This is a genomic window from Chryseobacterium fluminis, assembly GCF_026314945.1.
Taxonomy (GTDB): Bacteria; Bacteroidota; Bacteroidia; order Flavobacteriales; family Weeksellaceae; genus Chryseobacterium; species Chryseobacterium fluminis.
Map to the genome: position 1 here is coordinate 1,894,647 of NZ_CP111121.1, position 17,932 is coordinate 1,912,578.

General features: G+C 37.2%; 22 protein-coding genes. 11 read left to right on the plus strand and 11 right to left on the minus strand.

Going from position 1 to position 17,932, the window contains the following annotated elements; all coding sequences use genetic code 11:
• The first annotated feature begins 6 nt into the window (after positions 1-6).
• Positions 7-1,044, plus strand: coding sequence for a YncE family protein (locus tag ODZ84_RS08410; RefSeq protein ID WP_266176530.1), 1,038 nt, complete (start codon positions 7-9; stop codon positions 1,042-1,044).
• A 1,021-nt stretch (positions 1,045-2,065) separates the two neighbouring features.
• Here the strand turns inward: ODZ84_RS08410 and ODZ84_RS08415 are convergent.
• The 9 genes from ODZ84_RS08415 to gldB all read right to left on the minus strand — a co-directional run bounded on the left by ODZ84_RS08415 (position 2,066) and on the right by gldB (position 8,978).
• Positions 2,066-3,487, minus strand: coding sequence for a CCA tRNA nucleotidyltransferase (locus ODZ84_RS08415; RefSeq protein ID WP_266176531.1), 1,422 nt, complete (start codon positions 3,485-3,487; stop codon positions 2,066-2,068).
• Positions 3,488-3,662: 175 nt separating this feature from the next.
• Positions 3,663-4,211, minus strand: a complete 549-nt coding sequence (locus ODZ84_RS08420; RefSeq protein WP_266176532.1) for an L-threonylcarbamoyladenylate synthase — start codon at positions 4,209-4,211, stop codon at positions 3,663-3,665.
• A 41-nt stretch (positions 4,212-4,252) separates the two neighbouring features.
• Positions 4,253-4,561 (minus strand): GIY-YIG nuclease family protein, encoded by a 309-nt coding sequence (locus ODZ84_RS08425; protein ID WP_266176533.1) that lies wholly within the window; start codon positions 4,559-4,561, stop codon positions 4,253-4,255.
• 80 nt (positions 4,562-4,641) lie between these two features.
• Positions 4,642-5,145: a DinB family protein gene (locus tag ODZ84_RS08430; protein ID WP_266176535.1), complete on the minus strand. Its 504-nt coding sequence runs from the start codon at positions 5,143-5,145 to the stop codon at positions 4,642-4,644.
• A 149-nt stretch (positions 5,146-5,294) separates the two neighbouring features.
• Complete coding sequence (locus tag ODZ84_RS08435) at positions 5,295-5,741, minus strand: GNAT family N-acetyltransferase (RefSeq protein ID WP_266176536.1); 447 nt, start codon at positions 5,739-5,741, stop codon at positions 5,295-5,297.
• A gap of 6 nt (positions 5,742-5,747) precedes the next feature.
• On the minus strand, positions 5,748-6,227 hold the full coding sequence (locus ODZ84_RS08440; protein WP_266176537.1) for a nuclear transport factor 2 family protein: 480 nt from the start codon (positions 6,225-6,227) through the stop codon (positions 5,748-5,750).
• 130 nt (positions 6,228-6,357) lie between these two features.
• Positions 6,358-7,497, minus strand: a complete 1,140-nt coding sequence (locus ODZ84_RS08445; protein ID WP_266176538.1) for a cystathionine gamma-synthase — start codon at positions 7,495-7,497, stop codon at positions 6,358-6,360.
• An 86-nt stretch (positions 7,498-7,583) separates the two neighbouring features.
• Positions 7,584-7,910, minus strand: a complete 327-nt coding sequence (gene gldC / locus ODZ84_RS08450; protein ID WP_266176539.1) for a gliding motility protein GldC — start codon at positions 7,908-7,910, stop codon at positions 7,584-7,586.
• Between the two features lie 84 nt (positions 7,911-7,994).
• Positions 7,995-8,978, minus strand: coding sequence for a gliding motility lipoprotein GldB (gene gldB / locus ODZ84_RS08455; protein WP_266176540.1), 984 nt, complete (start codon positions 8,976-8,978; stop codon positions 7,995-7,997).
• Positions 8,979-9,031: 53 nt separating this feature from the next.
• Here gldB and ODZ84_RS08460 point away from each other — a divergent pair, with 53 nt between their 5' ends.
• The 6 genes from ODZ84_RS08460 to ODZ84_RS08485 all read left to right on the plus strand — a co-directional run bounded on the left by ODZ84_RS08460 (position 9,032) and on the right by ODZ84_RS08485 (position 13,139).
• Positions 9,032-9,718, plus strand: a complete 687-nt coding sequence (locus tag ODZ84_RS08460) for a leucine-rich repeat domain-containing protein (protein WP_266176541.1) — start codon at positions 9,032-9,034, stop codon at positions 9,716-9,718.
• A 208-nt stretch (positions 9,719-9,926) separates the two neighbouring features.
• Positions 9,927-10,721: an NAD(+) synthase gene (gene nadE, locus ODZ84_RS08465; RefSeq protein WP_266176542.1), complete on the plus strand. Its 795-nt coding sequence runs from the start codon at positions 9,927-9,929 to the stop codon at positions 10,719-10,721.
• A gap of 83 nt (positions 10,722-10,804) precedes the next feature.
• The gene (locus ODZ84_RS08470) at positions 10,805-11,299 is read left to right on the plus strand and encodes a ribonuclease domain-containing protein (RefSeq protein ID WP_266176543.1); all 495 of its coding nucleotides are present in this window, start codon (positions 10,805-10,807) and stop codon (positions 11,297-11,299) included.
• Complete coding sequence (locus ODZ84_RS08475; protein WP_266176544.1) at positions 11,286-11,903, plus strand: matrixin family metalloprotease; 618 nt, start codon at positions 11,286-11,288, stop codon at positions 11,901-11,903. The genes ODZ84_RS08470 and ODZ84_RS08475 overlap by 14 nt, the downstream gene beginning before the upstream one ends.
• On the plus strand, positions 11,900-12,190 hold the full coding sequence (locus tag ODZ84_RS08480; protein WP_266176545.1) for a barstar family protein: 291 nt from the start codon (positions 11,900-11,902) through the stop codon (positions 12,188-12,190). The genes ODZ84_RS08475 and ODZ84_RS08480 overlap by 4 nt, the downstream gene beginning before the upstream one ends.
• A gap of 352 nt (positions 12,191-12,542) precedes the next feature.
• Positions 12,543-13,139: a Crp/Fnr family transcriptional regulator gene (locus ODZ84_RS08485; RefSeq protein ID WP_266176546.1), complete on the plus strand. Its 597-nt coding sequence runs from the start codon at positions 12,543-12,545 to the stop codon at positions 13,137-13,139.
• A gap of 57 nt (positions 13,140-13,196) precedes the next feature.
• Here the strand turns inward: ODZ84_RS08485 and pafA are convergent, their stop codons facing one another.
• Positions 13,197-14,843 (minus strand): alkaline phosphatase PafA, encoded by a 1,647-nt coding sequence (gene pafA / locus ODZ84_RS08490; RefSeq protein ID WP_266176547.1) that lies wholly within the window; start codon positions 14,841-14,843, stop codon positions 13,197-13,199.
• Between the two features lie 87 nt (positions 14,844-14,930).
• On the opposite strand from pafA, the gene ODZ84_RS08495 reads away from it, so the two are divergent.
• Both ODZ84_RS08495 and ODZ84_RS08500 read left to right on the plus strand, forming a co-directional pair.
• Positions 14,931-15,656 (plus strand): hypothetical protein, encoded by a 726-nt coding sequence (locus ODZ84_RS08495; protein ID WP_266176548.1) that lies wholly within the window; start codon positions 14,931-14,933, stop codon positions 15,654-15,656.
• 128 nt (positions 15,657-15,784) lie between these two features.
• Positions 15,785-16,324 (plus strand): GNAT family N-acetyltransferase, encoded by a 540-nt coding sequence (locus ODZ84_RS08500; protein WP_266176549.1) that lies wholly within the window; start codon positions 15,785-15,787, stop codon positions 16,322-16,324.
• Positions 16,325-16,448: 124 nt separating this feature from the next.
• Here ODZ84_RS08500 and ODZ84_RS08505 read toward each other — a convergent pair whose 3' ends face one another.
• Positions 16,449-16,823, minus strand: coding sequence for a winged helix-turn-helix transcriptional regulator (locus ODZ84_RS08505; protein ID WP_266176550.1), 375 nt, complete (start codon positions 16,821-16,823; stop codon positions 16,449-16,451).
• Positions 16,824-16,916: 93 nt separating this feature from the next.
• On the opposite strand from ODZ84_RS08505, the gene ODZ84_RS08510 reads away from it, so the two are divergent.
• Entirely contained in the window at positions 16,917-17,459 is a 543-nt protein-coding gene (locus ODZ84_RS08510) for an NAD(P)H-dependent oxidoreductase (protein WP_266176551.1), read from the plus strand.
• Positions 17,460-17,580: 121 nt separating this feature from the next.
• Positions 17,581-17,823, plus strand: coding sequence for a bacteriocin-like protein (locus ODZ84_RS08515; RefSeq protein WP_266176552.1), 243 nt, complete (start codon positions 17,581-17,583; stop codon positions 17,821-17,823).
• Positions 17,824-17,932: the final 109 nt, after the last annotated feature.

Here is a 17,932-nt window from a genome sequence, read left to right on the forward strand (position 1 = left end):
AATAATATGAAATTAACTAGACTTTTAACTCTGGTAGCAGCATTCGCATTGCTTTTCAACATCTCCTGTAACAGCGAAAGCGAGTTTACACAGGAATTATTTTATGGTAACGGATATTTGATTTCCAATGAAGGTGCTTTTCCTGCGCCGAATGCTGATATAACGTATATTTCCGGAGATTTCAGTGCTAAGCAGGATAATATTTACTCTCTTAATAACAATACCAGTCTGGGAAGCGTTTTACAGAGTGTAGGATTTAACGGAGGTGCGGCTTATCTTGTGATGAACGGGTCGAATAAAATCCAGGTGGTAGACCGTTATACTTTTAAGAAATACGGTGAGATTACTGAACAGATCGACAATCCCCGTTATTCAGCTTTTGCCAATAATTTCCTGTATGTAACGAATGACAAATACGGTGGGGATAAATACGTAAGCATCTACAATGCTGCCAACAATGCTTTTGTAAAGAAAATTTCTTTCACTGATAATGTGGAGAGAATTGTACAGGCCGGCGGGAATATCTTTGTACAGAATGCTTCATTCGGTTTCGGAAACAAGATCAGTCTGATCAACACTTCCACCAATGAGCTTCAGTCTACGATCACTGTTCCAAACGGAGATATTACGAAGACCATTGCCGTAAATAATAACGTTTATGTGATTGCTCAGGGAACTGCAGATTCTTATATCTATCAGATTTCAAGCTCAGGAAACATCGTGAATACCAAGACTTTAACAGGAATTGCCAATGCAACTAATCTTGAAATCTACGGTGACAGATACTACTTCACAGCAGGAAAAAATGTGTACGCTATGAGCATGAATGCGACAGCCGCTCCTACAACACCACTTTTTACAGTACCTGACAGTGTGGACCAGTATTCTGCGTTATATGGATTTAATGTAATCAACGGAAGAATTTTCACTTCTGATGCCAATGGATTTACTCAGGACAGTAAAATCAGCGTATATTCACTAACCGGATCTCTACTTACCTCATTTACAGCCGGAAAAGGAGCAAACGGATTCTACATCAACTAAAAATAACACCTACCTGGTATTAAAATATTTTATTTTTCATCCTGTGTGTTTGGTCGGGCGGTTTCTTTGAAACCGCCCGACTTTATTTTCTTATCAAAGTTTTTAACAATGATGTTGTTTAAACTTATTCAGGAAGATAGAGCTCCGAGAAAATTAGCAATTTTGGATTGCAATGTAAAAGACTAACAATCTGGAACTCATAGCAAAGATAAAATAGAAAAATGGATTTTACCATCTAAGCAGAGGGAAAAGAGGATTTTCTACTAAGTTGACTTGGTAAAAATAATTCAGATCATTATAAACGGCTGAAAACTGGCTGCCAGTGGCAGAAACTTTCGTTAGAGGTCTATTTCAGGAAAAAAAATAATGCAGAATTAGTGTGCTTCAGAAGAAAATCAAAAGATTTTTAACAAGACTTCAGTGTACTTCTTCTGCGCAAAGTATATTACTTAAATTAACTTATGTGTTTAGAAATCTGGGATTTTCTTTGTGGTTTGCTACAGGCAACCACACGAAGGGATTCGTGCGGTAGCAGTGTGGTAGCGGTGTGTTGTACTTACTGTCTCACACTTAAGTACACTTTAGAAAGTTTTAAAAAAAACCGAAAAATTAAGTTCACATCAGGTGAAAATCAAAGATTTTCAAAAAACTTCAGTGTACTTCTTTTGCGTAAAGTATATTACTTTAATTAATTTAAGTGTTTAAAATCTTTCAGATCTACTTTGTGATAATAGAAAAGTTTAAACAGCTTTAATGTCAATTCGAAGGTTACCATGAACCACCAAATTGGAAATCTGAAATAAGCGGATAAAAGAGTAAAATTATCAACCAATGACTGATCTTTTATCGCTTTTTGAACTTCAAAGTATACCGCAAAAAACGGAATAACCCATCCAAAAAGTGAAAACGCAATCAGATACAGTATCCAATTACGTTTTTTAATGATATTATATTTCCAAATGACGATATTCAAGATGACAATAATCGACAAAATGATACAGTCAAATAGCCCGAAAATTATTTAAGCGGGTGTTAATCCTAATTTTTCAGCCTCAGCAATCACAAAATTGCGGGCCTCTTCACTGTCGTTTCCAATCTCGCCTTCAAGAATCGCTTCTTTTACTTTTTCCTTTAAAATTCCGATTTCACGACCTGGTTTGAGATTAAACATCTCCATGATTTCTTCTCCGGAAATGGGCGGCTGGAAGTTTCTTACCTGATCTTTTTCTTCCACCTCCTTTATTTTTACCGCAACATATTCAAAATTCTTTTTAAACTTCTCCTGTTTCCTGGAATTTTTGGTCGTAATATCCGCTTTACAAAGGGTAAATAGATCTTCCAGATTTTCTCCTGCGTCAAACAACAATCTTCTCAACGCAGCGTCAGACGCATCATCGGTAATTAAAGCTATAGGCCGGGATGAAAGCTTTACCATTTTCTGGACATACTTCATATCCGGTCCCAATGGTAATTTCAGTCTCTGAAATAATGTTTTCACCATTTTCGAACCTAGAAACTCATGTCCGTGGAAGGTCCATCCTGTTCCTTCTACAAATTTTTTGGTCGGTGCTTTTCCGATATCGTGAAGCAGTGCAGACCAGCGAAGCCACAGATTATCTGTATTTTCGGAGATATTATCAACCACTTCCAGCGTATGATAAAAGTTATCTTTATGGGTTTGTCCTTCTACTTCTTCTACCCCTTTCAGATCAATCAGTTCCGGAATAATTAATTTCATTAAACCCGTCTGTTCCATCAGCCGTAGGCCTACGGAAGGTTTGGCAGAAAGCATGATTTTGTTAAATTCCACCATCACTCTTTCCATAGAAACAATTTTGATTCGCTCTGCTTCCTGTTGTATGGCTTCCAGTGATTTTTCTTCTACTGTAAAATTTAATGTTGATGCAAAACGAACCGCCCTCATCATTCTCAACGGATCATCAGAATAGGTTTGAGCAGGCTCCAAAGGGGTTCTTAAGACCGCATTCTCAAGGTCTCCAATTCCGTTAAACGGATCGATTAATTCTCCGAAATTACCTTTATTTAAGGAGATTGCCATTGCATTCACCGTAAAATCCCTCCTTTTCTGATCATCTTCGATAGTTCCGCCTTCAACTTCAGGCTTCCGGCTGTTTTCGGTATAACTCTCCTTCCTTGCCCCTACGAATTCAAGCTCCAGATCCTTATATTTGATCATTGCTGTGCCGTAGGTTTTGAACACCGAAACTTTCATTTTCGGATCAATTTCATGCCCTACCTGTTGAGCCAGTTCAATCCCACTCTGTTCGGTCACAAAATCAATATCCGCAGAAGCTTTTCTTTTCATTAATAAATCCCGGACAAAGCCCCCGACAATATAAACAGACTGCTTATTTTTGTCTGCAACTTCAGAAATGAGTTTGAAAAGTTTTAGATTTTTATTTTGATTTAAGTTGATGAACATTTTTTAAATAGATGTTAGATATTAAATGCTAGATATCAGATTTAAAACTACCTGTTTTAACTGTTTACCAATATCTAATGTAAAACCACTAAGAAATCGGGTTTTAAGTATACAAACTGAATTCCCGACTTCTTAATGGCTCCTTATTTTGCAAAGATAATTAAAATCTTTTCTTTTATTCGCGAAGTACTTTGATTCTGTTATCACTCCAGATTTTTATCACTGATGATCCTGAGTACTTGGAAACTATTTCGCGGTCTTCTTCCACCGCATAATCCACAAGATCAATAATCTCCGGTGAAATATCAGAAAATTTCAACGGACTTTTATCTCCACTGAAGTTGGCGGAAGTGGAAACTAAGGGTTTATTAAGTTTTGTAATTAATTTTTTACAGAAATCAGTTTTCACCAAACGGATTCCTATACTTCCATCTTCGGCTAGTAATTCCTTCGGCAGTCCTTTTGGATTTTCATACACAATCGTGACCGGCTTCTCGCTTAAATCAATAATTTCCCAGGCCATTTCCGGAACATCCACCAAATCCTGCAGCCTTTTTTCAGACTCTACCAGAATGATCATGGATTTGTTCTTTTCACGCTTTTTAATCTCAAAAATTTTATTGATCGCCTCTGTATTGGTAGCGTCACAACCGATTCCCCAGATGGTGTCTGTGGGATACAAAATAGTGCCTCCGGATTTTAGTATGTTAATTATATTTTCCATTATATTTATGTCATTGCGAGGAGCGAAGCGACGAAGCAATCTCAAAAAGGATTCATAATCTCCTCAATATCTTCTGCTAAATCTTCCCATTCCCCATTGAATGAGTTTATCAAATTTAATTTTTTCAGTCGGGAACCCGCCTTAATTTGCTTTTCTCTAAAAATGGCATCTCCTATTTCCTGAAAAGATTCCCAATAAACCAGTTTATTTAAGTTATATTTAGAAGTAAAACTCAGTTCATGAAATTTCTCTTTATGCTCCTTAACTCTTTTTGGCAGATTTGATGTCACACCTGTATAGAGGACAGTATTATTTTTATTGGTCATGATATAAACAAAACCGGGCTTCATCTGTGTAAATTTAAATATTAATAATTCTAAAGATTGCTTCGTCGCTTCGCCCCTCGCAATGACTATAAAATTATAAAAATTTACAGCTTCACCAAATACCTCTCCTCAATAATATTCAAATGATGGATATTATGCCCGACAATCAGTTTTCCGATGGTTTCGACAGAAATCCGGTTACCATTGGCAGTTCCGGTATTATTGACAATAGTCGGATCAAGGGTATCCAGCAGAATCTGAGACGATTTTCTGATTAACCGGTATTCCTCCAGCAATGACTGCAAACTTCGGGTATTGGCAAAAGAATTTTTGGCGTATGATTCTTCATCAAAGCCAGGCAGTTCATTTTGGTCACCTCTGGCAAATGCTAAAATGCGGTACTGAAAAACCCTCTCGGTATCTGACAGATGTAAAAGCAGCTCTTTCAGGGTCCATTTTCCTTCATCATAAGCAAAATGCGACTGTTCGTCCGAAAGTTCTGAGTAAACAGCTACCGTTTTTTCACCTGAACGTCTTAATTCTTCCAGCCAGTTTACCGACGGAATATAATCTAAATATCTCTGAATATATTTTTGAAAATCAGTCATTACTTTTAAAGAATTTACAATACAGCAGTCTATCAGTTAAACCACTTAAAACATTATTACACTGTTCCATTGCTACATCGTTACATTGTTACATTGTTACATTGCTATATCGTTACATTGTTACATTGCTACATTGTTATATTGCTACATCACCCATTCGTCCATTCGTAGAAATTCACTTCATCGTACATTTCAAATCCACAGGATGGATATAACCTGTTTCCGATATCATTGGATCTTCCTGTTTCGAGGAGAATACCGCAAGCATCGGTAGATCGCGCCAGTTCTTTGGCCTCTTCAATCAGTTTTTTGGAAAAGCCTTTTCCGCGGTGATCTTCATTCACATACAGATCGTTCAGCAGCCAGTAACGCTTCATTCTGGTAGATGAAAACAACGGATATAACTGAACAAAACCCACTAATTTCCCATCATTTTCAGCGATAAAAATCTCGGAATCCTTATTTTCGATTCTGTCCGTTAAAAACTGTTCTGCAGCGGAAATATCCGAGTCTTTATGATAAAATATCCGGTATTGATCAAACAATTCAGCCAATTGAGGGATATCCTGAAGGGTTGCTTTTCTTATATTTTTCATAATTGTTTATAAGTGATGATCGTAGCTCAGAACACGTTTCATTTTCCATCCTTTATCTTCTAAAAGCCAAAGAATGGTAAATTTTGCGCGGCTCCCCTTAATCCACTTTCCCTGACCGAGTTCGGCAAAATCATGTTCACCTTCCTGAATAAAGGCGTAGAGGACATTTTTATTATACAAAGGATAGACTTTCATGCTGCCGGGCACCAGTTCACGTCTGACTTTATTCGGTCCTCCGCAAATATTATTTCTGATAGAAGCGGTGAAAGCCTCTTTCCCGGAAGTAATTCCGCCCTTGTCGTGGTAAAATTCCAGATCATTGCTGATGATAGAATCATAATGAGAAAGATCACATTGGTTAAACCCGACATCAAATATCAGACTATCTAATTTTTTAGCCGTTTTATACAGTTCATCAGTACTGTTAACCTGAGAAAAGGCAATTTGGCCTAAGATTAACAATAATAAAATATGAATCTTTCTCATTATGTTTATTTAAATAATTAATTTTTTGTTTTAAACGCAGCGTGCAAAAACTTTTTGACAACTAAATGCTTATGCTTAAAGACATTTCACGTAAGGAAGTTCTCAACAAAATCTTAATTGTTATTTTATATTAAGAAAAAGCCTTTTCCAGATCTGCGATAAGATCTTCCGCATCTTCAATCCCGACACTCAGACGAACCAAATCATCCGTAATTCCCAATTCAGCACGTTTTTCTGCAGGAATAGAAGCGTGAGTCATTAGAGCAGGGTGATTGGCCAGAGATTCTACGCCACCTAAAGATTCTGCTAATGTGAACACTCTTACTTTTTCTAAAAATTTAACGGCATCTTCTTTTTTTCCGGATTTAAAGGTAAATGAAACCATTCCCCCGAAATCTTTCATCTGAGATTTTGCCAGTTCATATTGTGGGTGAGATTCCAGTCCGGGATAAATAACCTGAGCAACGGCAGGATGAGACTCAAGATATTTTGCCACTGCCATTCCGTTTTCAGAGTGTCTCTGAACTCTCAGCGCTAAGGTTTTAATTCCTCTAAGCACCAGGTAGGAATCGTGAGGTCCTAAAATTCCGCCACTTGCAAACTGAATAAAGTGAAGTTTTTCGCCCAGTTCAGCATCTTTTGCTACTAAAGCACCTGCAATAACATCGGAGTGACCTCCCAAATATTTCGTTGCTGAGTGCATTACGATATCCGCTCCCAGATCAATAGGTCTCTGAAGATAGGGTGTAGCAAAAGTGTTGTCAACGGCCACAAGGATGTCTTTTCCTTTTGCAATTTCTACAACAGCCCTGATATCTACTAATTTCATCAACGGATTGGTAGGCGTCTCAATCCAGATTAATTTGGTTTTATCTGTAATAACATCCGCAATTTTGGAAGCATCGTCAAAATTCACGAACGTAAATTTCAACTGATATTTTTCAAAAAGTCTTGTGAACATGCGGTATGTTCCTCCATATAAATCATCCACAGCAATTACCTCATCACCGGGATTTAATAATTTTAAAACACAGTCGATGGCGGCAAGACCGGAACCGAAAGCCAATCCCCTCGCTCCGTTTTCTATGCTGGCCAAAGAGTCTTCCAAAGCCTGTCTTGTAGGATTGGCAGCTCTTGAATATTCGTAACCGGAATGTACTCCCGGGCTTTTCTGTGCAAATGTAGAGGTTAAAAATACAGGAACATTTACAGACCCTGTTGCAGATTCATGATGTTGTCCTCCGTGGATCACTTTTGTATTGAAATTCATAATTTGTATAATTTATCAATATAGCAATTTACCAGTTTACCAATGATGGGTACATGGTCAGACTGATTCATTATTACATTTATTTGTTACATTTTTATTGCAGATTTGATGGCAAATTCCTCGGCCATCTCTTCAATCCACTGGGCCACATCTTCCTCACCTGTTGCTCTCTGGTAGGTATTTCCCAGGGAAACTAAGATCTGGTGCATGAACATTTTCATCTGGTCAACCGGCATTTCTTTTGTCCAGAGATCGATTCTCAGGGCTTCCATCGCTTTTTCGTCCCATACGGAAATCATCACTGCTTTGGTTTCTTCTTTGTCAACACCTCCGTCCTGTGCATTCCAGGTCATTACTTCCGGAATATGGTTCTCATCTAATTCTACATCTATCGTAATCTGAGTCTTTCTCATAACTTTCTATTTTCTAAAAATTTTTATTTTTCTGTTCGCTTTGGTAAGTTTCCCTGTTTGAAAACTTCTGACCTCTCGCTTTCATTATTCCATTTTTGGTTTGTATCCTGATTCATTAAAAATTTTCGTACCGTCCATTTTAAGAAAATCTGTTAATTTTGTCTCAGGTTTTTGTTTTAAATAGGCTTTACAGATCTGCCATCCGGTAAAAATTCCGATCTGGGGGGAAGATTCATTGTCTATTTCCGTATAAAATTTCGAAAAGGGTCCTGGCGAAATAAAACGGCCGACCAATCTCGGGTCGTCTCCGAAAATGAGATTATTCTCCACAAAATAATTCCAGATATTCGCTTCATTGGTGACTGCCCATTCATATTGTTTCTGGGTATAGTTCATTTTCAGATAGTCCGGAGTATCCGGTAAAAAGGCATCCTGTAAAATCATCATTTTGCCATTCAAAATGACCTGGTCAATAAATTTCTGATGGTCCGGTGATCCCGGAACCGCATTTTCAGCAAAAATCTGTGATACCTTAGGAACGATATTCTGAGGGTTCATTGATTTTTGAAAATAAAGTTCCAATCCTTTATAATTCGGGTTTCCGTCACCCATAAATCCACTTATATCGATAAACAGGAGATTTCCTTTTGCATCATAAAAAATTGGATCCTGAACCATTTGCAGTGCAGAAGAAAACAGATATACTTTCGGACTTTTAAACTCAGGGAAATAATATTTTATATGAGAAAACAAATCCTGAAGCTCTTTCTGAAGCTTCTGAACATTAATTTTTGATGCTGCTTCTTTGTAGATTTTTATTTCTTCAGCATCTGCTCTTCTTTTTACAAAATCTTCATCAGATACCGTTCCCTGAAACCAAGGATATTTAGCTTTAAACTGTTCCAGAGAGATGTTCTGATCATAAAACTCTTTTGAGATATCTGCAACCTCCACCTTATCGGCAGGATTTTTGACTTCAATATTCCATCTGCTTTGAGCGTCTTTTTTACAGGAATTCAGGCTTACAATGAACAATAAAGAAAATGCAATAGTTCTGAAAATCTTCATATTTTTACATGAAATTTAAGATACAAAAATAATGAATTAAACATAATTTAAAGATGAAAAACAAAATATTTACACCCCTCTGTTTTGTGCTCGCTATTTCGTATGCTACTGCACAAAAAGCTCCTGTTAAAGACAACATTTCAGAAATAAAAGCCGCCCCAAAAGACGAGTCAGAATTTCTTACTGCCAAAAAAGTCATGTTTACGGATCATGAATTCAAAAAACAGATGATTGCCAGGTATGATCTCAACAGAGACGGAGAAATTGATCAGTCTGAAGCAGATAAAGTAAGCACGATTATCATCGGAAACAATAATTTAAAAATACGGTCTGCCGCAGACATCAGCCTTTTCAGAAATGTACAGTCTGTGGTTTTAGACGGCAGTATTATCCTGGATATCGATGTGAAAAACCTGGATTACCTTAACCTTTTTTCATGTGTAGGCTGTAATTTACGGACATTTAAAAGTGAAAATTTAAAAAACCTGACCGATTTATATCTCAGCAGCAATAAAGATCTGCAGACCATCGATGTAAGTGCTCTGAATAAATTAACGGTGCTTGATATAAAAGATACATCCATCAGAAAACTGGATATTTCTCAAAATCCGGACTTGTCAACTTTACATATCGACACCAACACCTTAAAAGAAGAAAATATCAAAAGAGGTAAAAAAACAGCTTCAGCTGCTTCTTCTGCTGCAAACTCTACTGCACCGCAAAGACCACCGGGAAATTAAGACTGTATCTGAAAAGTGATGATGCTATAGATATTTTAATATTTTAGATGTATTGAGCTGATCATTTTAAGTGTTTATGGCCGATAAGCTCATTTTTTATTAAAAAACCAGTAATTTTGGAATGCTTCATGCTTTTATATTCATCACAAGATCAATATCTGGTTTATAAAAACCGTTAAAATTAACAAAACAGATTAAAAAAATAATAATGCAGACACAAAAAGTAATAGATCATATTGTAAACTGGCTGAAGGATTATGCTGAAAAAGCCAATGTAAAAGGATATGTATTGGGCGTTTCCGGAGGAGTGGATTCAGGAGTTGTTTCGACGCTTTGTGCCATGACCGGACTGGATGTTTTATTGCTGGAAATGCCGATCCGTCAGAAGGAGGACCAGTCCAGCCGTGCCAGAGATCACATTGAAGATCTGAAAAAGAGGTTTCCCAATGTAAAAGGTGAAACCGTAAATCTTACTCCCGTTTTTGAAAGCTTCGAAACCACAGTGCAGGATCACGCAGAAGGAAAACAGAGCAATAATCTGGCGCTTGCCAATACGAGATCCCGTTTCAGAATGGTGACTCTATATTATTTCGGCCAGCTTCACAGTCTCCTGGTGTGTGGCACTGGAAATAAAGTAGAAGACTTCGGAATCGGATTTTATACAAAATATGGGGATGGCGGTGTAGATGTTTCCCCTATCGCTGATCTTTACAAAACTGAAGTGTATAAACTGGCAGGGGCTTTAGATCTTATTGAGAGCATCAAAAACGCAATTCCTACCGATGGCCTATGGGATGCAGAGAGAACCGATGAAGACCAGATCGGGGCCACTTATCCTGAGCTGGAGAAGATTCAGAAAGAATACGGAACAAAGGCAGTAGAAGACTACGAAGGCCGTGACAAAGAAGTTTTCATGATTTTCGACAGAATGCATAAAGCTTCTAAACACAAAATGGTTCCTATTCCGATCTGTGATATTCCGGAGGAGTGGAGACAAAACTAATACAATAAGAATTTACCAATGTACCGGCTTACCAATGATGTTTGATATTACGCCGGTACATTGATCCTTTATTACACAAGATTATGAACAGTAAAACAAGAGCTCTGTTTTTTATCTGTCTCGGGCTGCTCTTCGGCATGTCCGTGATGTACATCTATAATAATTTCATCGCTGATAAGAAAACCGTAACCTCCGGCACCCGACCAAAATACCGTGCTCCTGATGATTCAGGTTATTCTTCAGCCAGTAAATCCATCGACCGGCTGACAGACGAAAAAACAGTAATTTCCTATGTTAAACAGCATCATCGCCTTCCTGATTTGTACCTCACCAAAAACGAAGCGAGAAAACAGGGCTGGGATCCTTCACAGGGAAATCTCTGTGACGTCTTACCCGGAAAAGCCATTGGTGGTGATAAGTTCGGCAACAGAGAAAGAACCTTACCTATAGGACCACAATATTATGAAGCAGACGTTAATTATCACTGCGGTAACAGAAATGCCGACCGTATTGTGTTCTCAAAAAACGGAGATGTTTATTTAACCAAAAACCATTATAGAAGTTTTGAAAAACAATAATTACTGCCTGTTTCTATTTTCTTTACTCTTCAGCTTTTCCTGTACTGAAAAAACGGAAAAACAGGTAAAGAATGAGCAGGTGATGACTATTTTAATTCAGCCTTTTAAAGACTTAAATTCCGAAAGTCTTATATTTGTCACTCAAAAAATCAGAAAGGTTTATCCCCAGGTAAAAGTTTTGGAAGCAATCGATTTCCCCGAATACGCCTATTACAGTGAGAGAAACCGGTACAGGGCAGATTCTCTTATCGGATTTTTAAATCAAAGGACGAAAGAAGATTTTGTCACTATCGGACTCACTTCTAAAGATATCAGTGTCACAAAAGGTAAAACAAAAGATTTTGGTGTTATGGGATTGGGATACAGACCCGGTAAAGCCTGTATTGCCTCAAAATTCAGACTAAGCAAAAAGAACGCTGACGAGCAGTTTTTCAAAATTGCTCTTCATGAGTTAGGGCATACTCAGGGATTATCACACTGCCCCGAAAAAACGTGTTTTATGAGAGCCGCAGAAGGACAGAACTACACTGATGAAGAAACTGACTTCTGTACAAAATGTAAAACTTTTTTAAAAAATAAAAACTGGAAATTTAGATCCATATGAAAACAATATACATCAATTTTACCGACATAGGTGATTACGAAGATTTTTACACGCAACTGAAAGAAAAAACAGCACTTCCGGAGCATTTTGGGGACAATCTGGATGCTTTGTCCGATGTTATCACCGGAGAACTGGAGATGCCCCTGCATATAGAATTTGTTAATATGACCGTAGATCAGCTTGAGACCTTTGAAGATCTTCTGACTACACTTGAGGATGCGGAAGATGAAGTGGATGGCTTTACTTTCACATATTATCTTGAACAATATGAAGATGATGAAGAATAAATTGGCTTCACTTGCTGAATAATACAACCCTGCAGACCGATCTGCGGGGTTTTTGATGGGTTATTTTAAAATTTGCTTAATTTTATTGTACTGTTCAATGCATATAAAGCTTCGCCGTTCAGGATAATTCGCAGTACATGATTTTTCATTTTGACCATAATGATTCATTCACACGCTCTTTTACAGAATTGAACGGGCGATCATCCATTTATGAAATTAAAAGCAGCTTCAACATCATGCATTTCATTTAAAAGATTTTATTTTCTTTTCTGTAATGAGGCACGGATGTGGTATTTTTTAGTTTTCAGACCATAAGTTTTATTACTACTTTTATCAGATTAATACACCAGCTATGATCATCTGTGAAAACCTGTTGTTTTCTCACGGCGCGAAAATTGAAAATTACACATCAGGCGAATTCATCTTTGAAGAAGGAACCGAACCCAAATATTATATGCAAATAAAATCCGGAACTGTGAAACTTGCCAGTGTCCTTGAAGACGGAAAGGAATTTATTCATGGGATTCCCTTTGACGGACACTGCATCGCCGAAACCTATATCTTTAATAATAAAAAATATGCCATCAATGCCATTACCATCAACGATTCTGAAATTATAAAACTTGAAAAAAATAAATTAAAAGAACTTCTGTTAAAAAATCCTGCTCTCATTTTCAATATCTATTCTTATACGGCCGACCGTATGCATTACCGATATCTTACGTCCGCATCATTTTCATTCAAAGATCCGCTGGCCAAACTGGAGCTTGTGATGAATTACATGAAAAACTATTTCGGATTCAAAGAAAAATACGCTTATGCGGTTCCTTACACCAGACAGCAATTGGCCTCACTTACAGGCCTGCGTACCGAAACCGTGATCAGAACCATAAAAAAAATGGAAAAACTGGAGATCGTAAAATTAGACAACAGTAAAATTTATTTTTAAACACAAAAAATCCTTAACACTACTGCTAAGGATTATATATTTAAGTAATATACTGCTTTACTTTCCGATAGCTTCGCTAATCGGATTTCCTACATTTCCGCTCGGGAACTGAATCTTTAATAACGAAGAAACGGTCGGCGCAATATCAGTCATAAAATAAGGTTTACTGCTTTCACCATGCTGAATTCCCCATCCCATAAAAATTAAAGGGATGTGTGAATCATAAGAATTCCATACACTGTGTGTGGTACCTGTTTTTGAATACGGAGGAAGCATAGAATCGTGAGAAATCAACTGGATATCTCCGCTTCTCTGCCTGTTGATCCCGTTAATAATTCGCTGTTTAATCGGTTCCGGAATAGATGCCTGAGCCACTTTCGTTACAGAAACGGCATACAATTCGGTAGGATCTTCTTCCAGTTCTTTTACTGTAAAATCAATCACGTCATCGAGCTCAATCTTATTTTCTTTCAGTAGTTTTCTGTCAAAGTAAACCTGGTAATTGTCGATGGCGTTGATCAGTTTATCAACTCCGAATTTATCTTTCAGTTTCTGATTGACTTTCTTTTCCATGTCTTCCCCGAAAAAGCCCGTCGTAATTTTATGTTCCTGTAAAAAACCTACCGAATGCGCTCCGCCATGATCTGCAGAAAGGAAAACCGTATACTTTCCTTTTCCGACTTTCGAATCTAAATAATTGAAAAATGCTGCTAAATCTTTATCTAATCTCAAGTAGACATCTTCCACCTCAATAGAGTTCGGACCGAATTTGTGACCTGCATAATCGGTAGAGGCAAGGTTGACTGCCAGCATATCCACAATATCATCTCCCCCTAACTTTTCTCCTTCTACAGCAGCCTCGGCTAACTTCAGGGTCAGTGTATTTCCGAAAGGCGTATACCGGATATTGTCTTTCTTGGCTTTATAATCCGCTGCCAGATTGCTGTAAGGAAAGGTAGGTGTTTTTGAACTTCCCAAAAGCCCTTCCCAGGAAGAGTTATCCGGTGAACTTTCTGTGTACTCATTGATCGGAAGTAAAGTATTCCATCCGTTTGCCACCAATTTATCCGGTAGATTCTGTGAATTGAAAGATTTCACCCATTGCGGTAAATCATTCATATACCAGGTGCTGGTAATAAAATTTCCGGTAGAATCATCAAACCAGAAAGCACCATTGGGCGTATGACCAGCCGGTAAAATGGAAGCTCTGTCTTTTAAAGAAACCCCGATTACCTTACCCTGAAAATTTGTTGCCAGTCTCAACTCGTCAGAAACGGTTGTCGACCACAGGTTTTTAGGTGAATGGCTCCCTACTCTTGTATTGGCAGTGCCAACAGGTTTTACATCTTCATCGGTCGTACAATAAACATTTTTTCCTGTTTCCTTATCGGTCCAGTCATTTCCTGCGATCCCGTGAATCGCCGGAACTGAGCCTGTATAAATACAGGTATGCCCTAACGCGGTCACCGTGGGAACGTAAGGAATATGTACATTATTTAAAGAATATCCTGTATTCAGAAGTCTTTTGAAGCCATCATTACCGTATTTATTATAAAAACGATACAAATAATCCCATCTCATCTGATCCACTACTAACCCTACGACCAGTTTCGGCCTTTCTAACTGAGAATTTTTGTTCTTCTGCGCATTGATTGTAATTACGGACAGAAATGTAGCTGCCGCAACTGAAATTTTCCTAAGCATCTGGTAAATTTTTGTTGACAGCAAATTTACGGGTTTTGAAAGTTTCAGTGTGTGAAATTTTGATTAAATTTGATTTCTATCGTTTTTATGAAACACCTCTTCTTTCTAAGCCTGTTTATTTTTTCGGTCAGTTTATCTGCTCAGGAGGGCATACCACTAAATTGTGATGAATTTAGTTTAAAAATTAATTCTAATACTGCTAACTCTATTGGTTTTATAAGTGAAGAAAAATATTTTTCTATCATCAAAAACAGTATTAAAATAAGTAAACCAACTGCTATCAAAGAAAATGCAGATCTGTACAGAGAATTTCAGGAAAAATTTCCAAAAAAAATTACGCGACATTGTATTAATTCGAAATATGATTATAATGAAGGTATAAAATATCTTTCTTATTGTGACGATGCAACAACATTAACGCTGATTAATAAAGAATATAACTTTTATATTTTTAAGGAAAAAGGATACGAAACAGACCATTATCTGCTTTTTAATACCCAGGACCAAATTATATATTCTACAACCAATTATCCGGTAATTTTGGAAAAGGGAGGATTAGTTTTTGATATCGGAGATTTTTATAATGGGCTCCAAGTTATAAATTATTATAAATTTACAGGAACAAAAACTGAATATTTACAATGTACACTTCCCTTACACTACACAATTCAGGATTTCAGATTAGTTAATCAAAATGGTAACGTAAAGGTTGTCGTTGATATCATAAAACATCACTTTAAAAAGAAAATAGTAAATAATCATGCTGAATTTTATATTGATGATTATTGCAGGAAATTTCTGCTTATTGAATAATCATTAATCTTCTCAACCTATAACATCACCAGTCCTGATTATGAAAGAATCCGACGGTTTTTTAAATGGTATGAAGTGATAAGACGCTTCGCTTAATCTCACCATATCCGTAAAAATAATTATAGAAAATGCAAATCAAAACACTGGAAAAATTAGTTTCCAACCCTACGCTGTATTGGGGATTCAACGGTTATGAAACCGATAAAATCTTTGCTGTTTCCGTTATTAAAATCGAAAACTCTTTTGAGTTTACCCTTCGGGAAAAAAATCAATACTACCGGAAGGTTTGGGAAATCACTGATAAAGATATTGATCATCTGAATAAAATTATTGAACAGGGAAAATCGTTCGGAGCCTTTGAAAATGATGAATTAGTCGGCTGGGCCATCTGTGGCTTCAGAAAGCGGAACAAGAGTCTTTTTATCGAGAGTATACTGATCAGTGAAAAATACCGGGGTCAGAACTTAGGAAAATTATTCATTAAGAATATCAACAGAAAGGCTAGAGAATTACAGTGCAGCCTGGTCGAACTGGAAACCCAGAACACCCATTATCCGGCAATAAAATTTTATCAGAATACAGGGTTTTCCATAACGGGAATTAACACCCAGCACTACAGCGATTCTACAGAAACAGCGGTGTATATGAGTTTTGATGTATTGTTATAAAGGTATAATCTACAGCTATTACTGTACCCCAATAAAAGGGTTTTGCAACTTTGAATATCTAAAATGTTACTGTTTCTTATCGGGAATACCTGTATGCAAAATTGGCAGGAGTTTTCCACCATTTTCAAAACTTATCCACAAATTCACCTTTTTTATCCACAATCGTATTTCCCCAGTGGGTAATGGCATCCAAAACAGGAATGAAAGTTCTTCCAAAGTCCGTCAACGAATATTCTACACGGATCGGAGGTTTATCGCCGAAAACTTTTCGTGTAATCAGGCCATCTTTTTCCAACTGTTTCAGCTGGAGGCTTAAGGTCATTTCAGTAATGGAAAATAATTCTTTTCTAAGTTCGCTGTATCTTTTTTCACCGTCTTTCAGATGATACAGAATCACAGTTTTCCACTTGCCACCTACCAGATCCATTGCCAGGCTTACCGAGCATGGATATCGTTTTTCACCGATCTTAACATAATTTCCGGAACATTCCTTTTTCATTTTTCAGACCTATCACAATAGATAGGTATTGCAAATGTATGGCACTCTAGTTAATTTTGCAACTATCAATTTTATAGTATAAAAAATAAGACTATGCCATTACTTATTCTCGGACATCCGAATATCGAAAAATCATTAGCCAATAAAACCATTGTTGAAGAGCTGGAAAAAAGCAACCTGGATATTGAAATCAGAAATCTGTCCCAGCTTTATCCCGATTACCATATTGATGCAAAAGCTGAACAGGAAGCATTATTGAGACATCAGAGCGTTATCTTTCAGTATCCTCTTTATTGGTATACGATGCCCGCAGTTTTAAAACACTGGTTCGATATCGTTTTTGAATACCAATTCGCGTACGGTTCAAAAGGAGATCAGCTAAAAGGGAAAAACTTCATTCCCAGTTTCACGGTCGGCGGGCCGGAGAGCGAATATCAGACGCTGGGTGAACATCATTTCCGCGTTTATGAGTTCTGCAAAAACCTGGAACAGACCGCTTATTTTGCACAGATGAATTATGTTGAGCCTTTTTATTTTCACGGCACTTCAGTTAATGCAGGATATACGGAAGAAGAGATAAAAGAGAAAGCAAGAGCGCAGGGAAAAGTTTTGATCGAAAAGCTAAAGGAAATATAGTACTCTATCCAATATAATCATTGGATGCAAAAAAATAAGATTTTCGATGTTTTTAAATCCCAATAAAGTGTATTAAATTTATTTGTATATTAGTAATCAGCAAACTAAAATATTAATCACTATGAAAAATCTAAAAAAATTAGCCAGAAAAGAATTATCTTTCATTCAGGGCGGCGATACAGCGTATGCTTTCTGTGATGAAAGCGGCGTGTGCCCGCCGACATTTCCGTCTAATGCCCAAACCTATTGCAGCGACGGGATCTGCTACAGGGCAAATGGCGGCGGAGGTCCCGGAGGAGGATGCCACGAACCTCTACATCTTTGTGAACCATGGGAGACAGGATGTGGATGCGTCTATTTTTAAAATTTTGTTAGATATTTTTAGAGCGGATTTTTTCCGCTCTTTTTTTAAACCATACCATTTGAATTTACTTTAAACTTACTTTTTATAGAAATAATTTTATTTTTGCAGA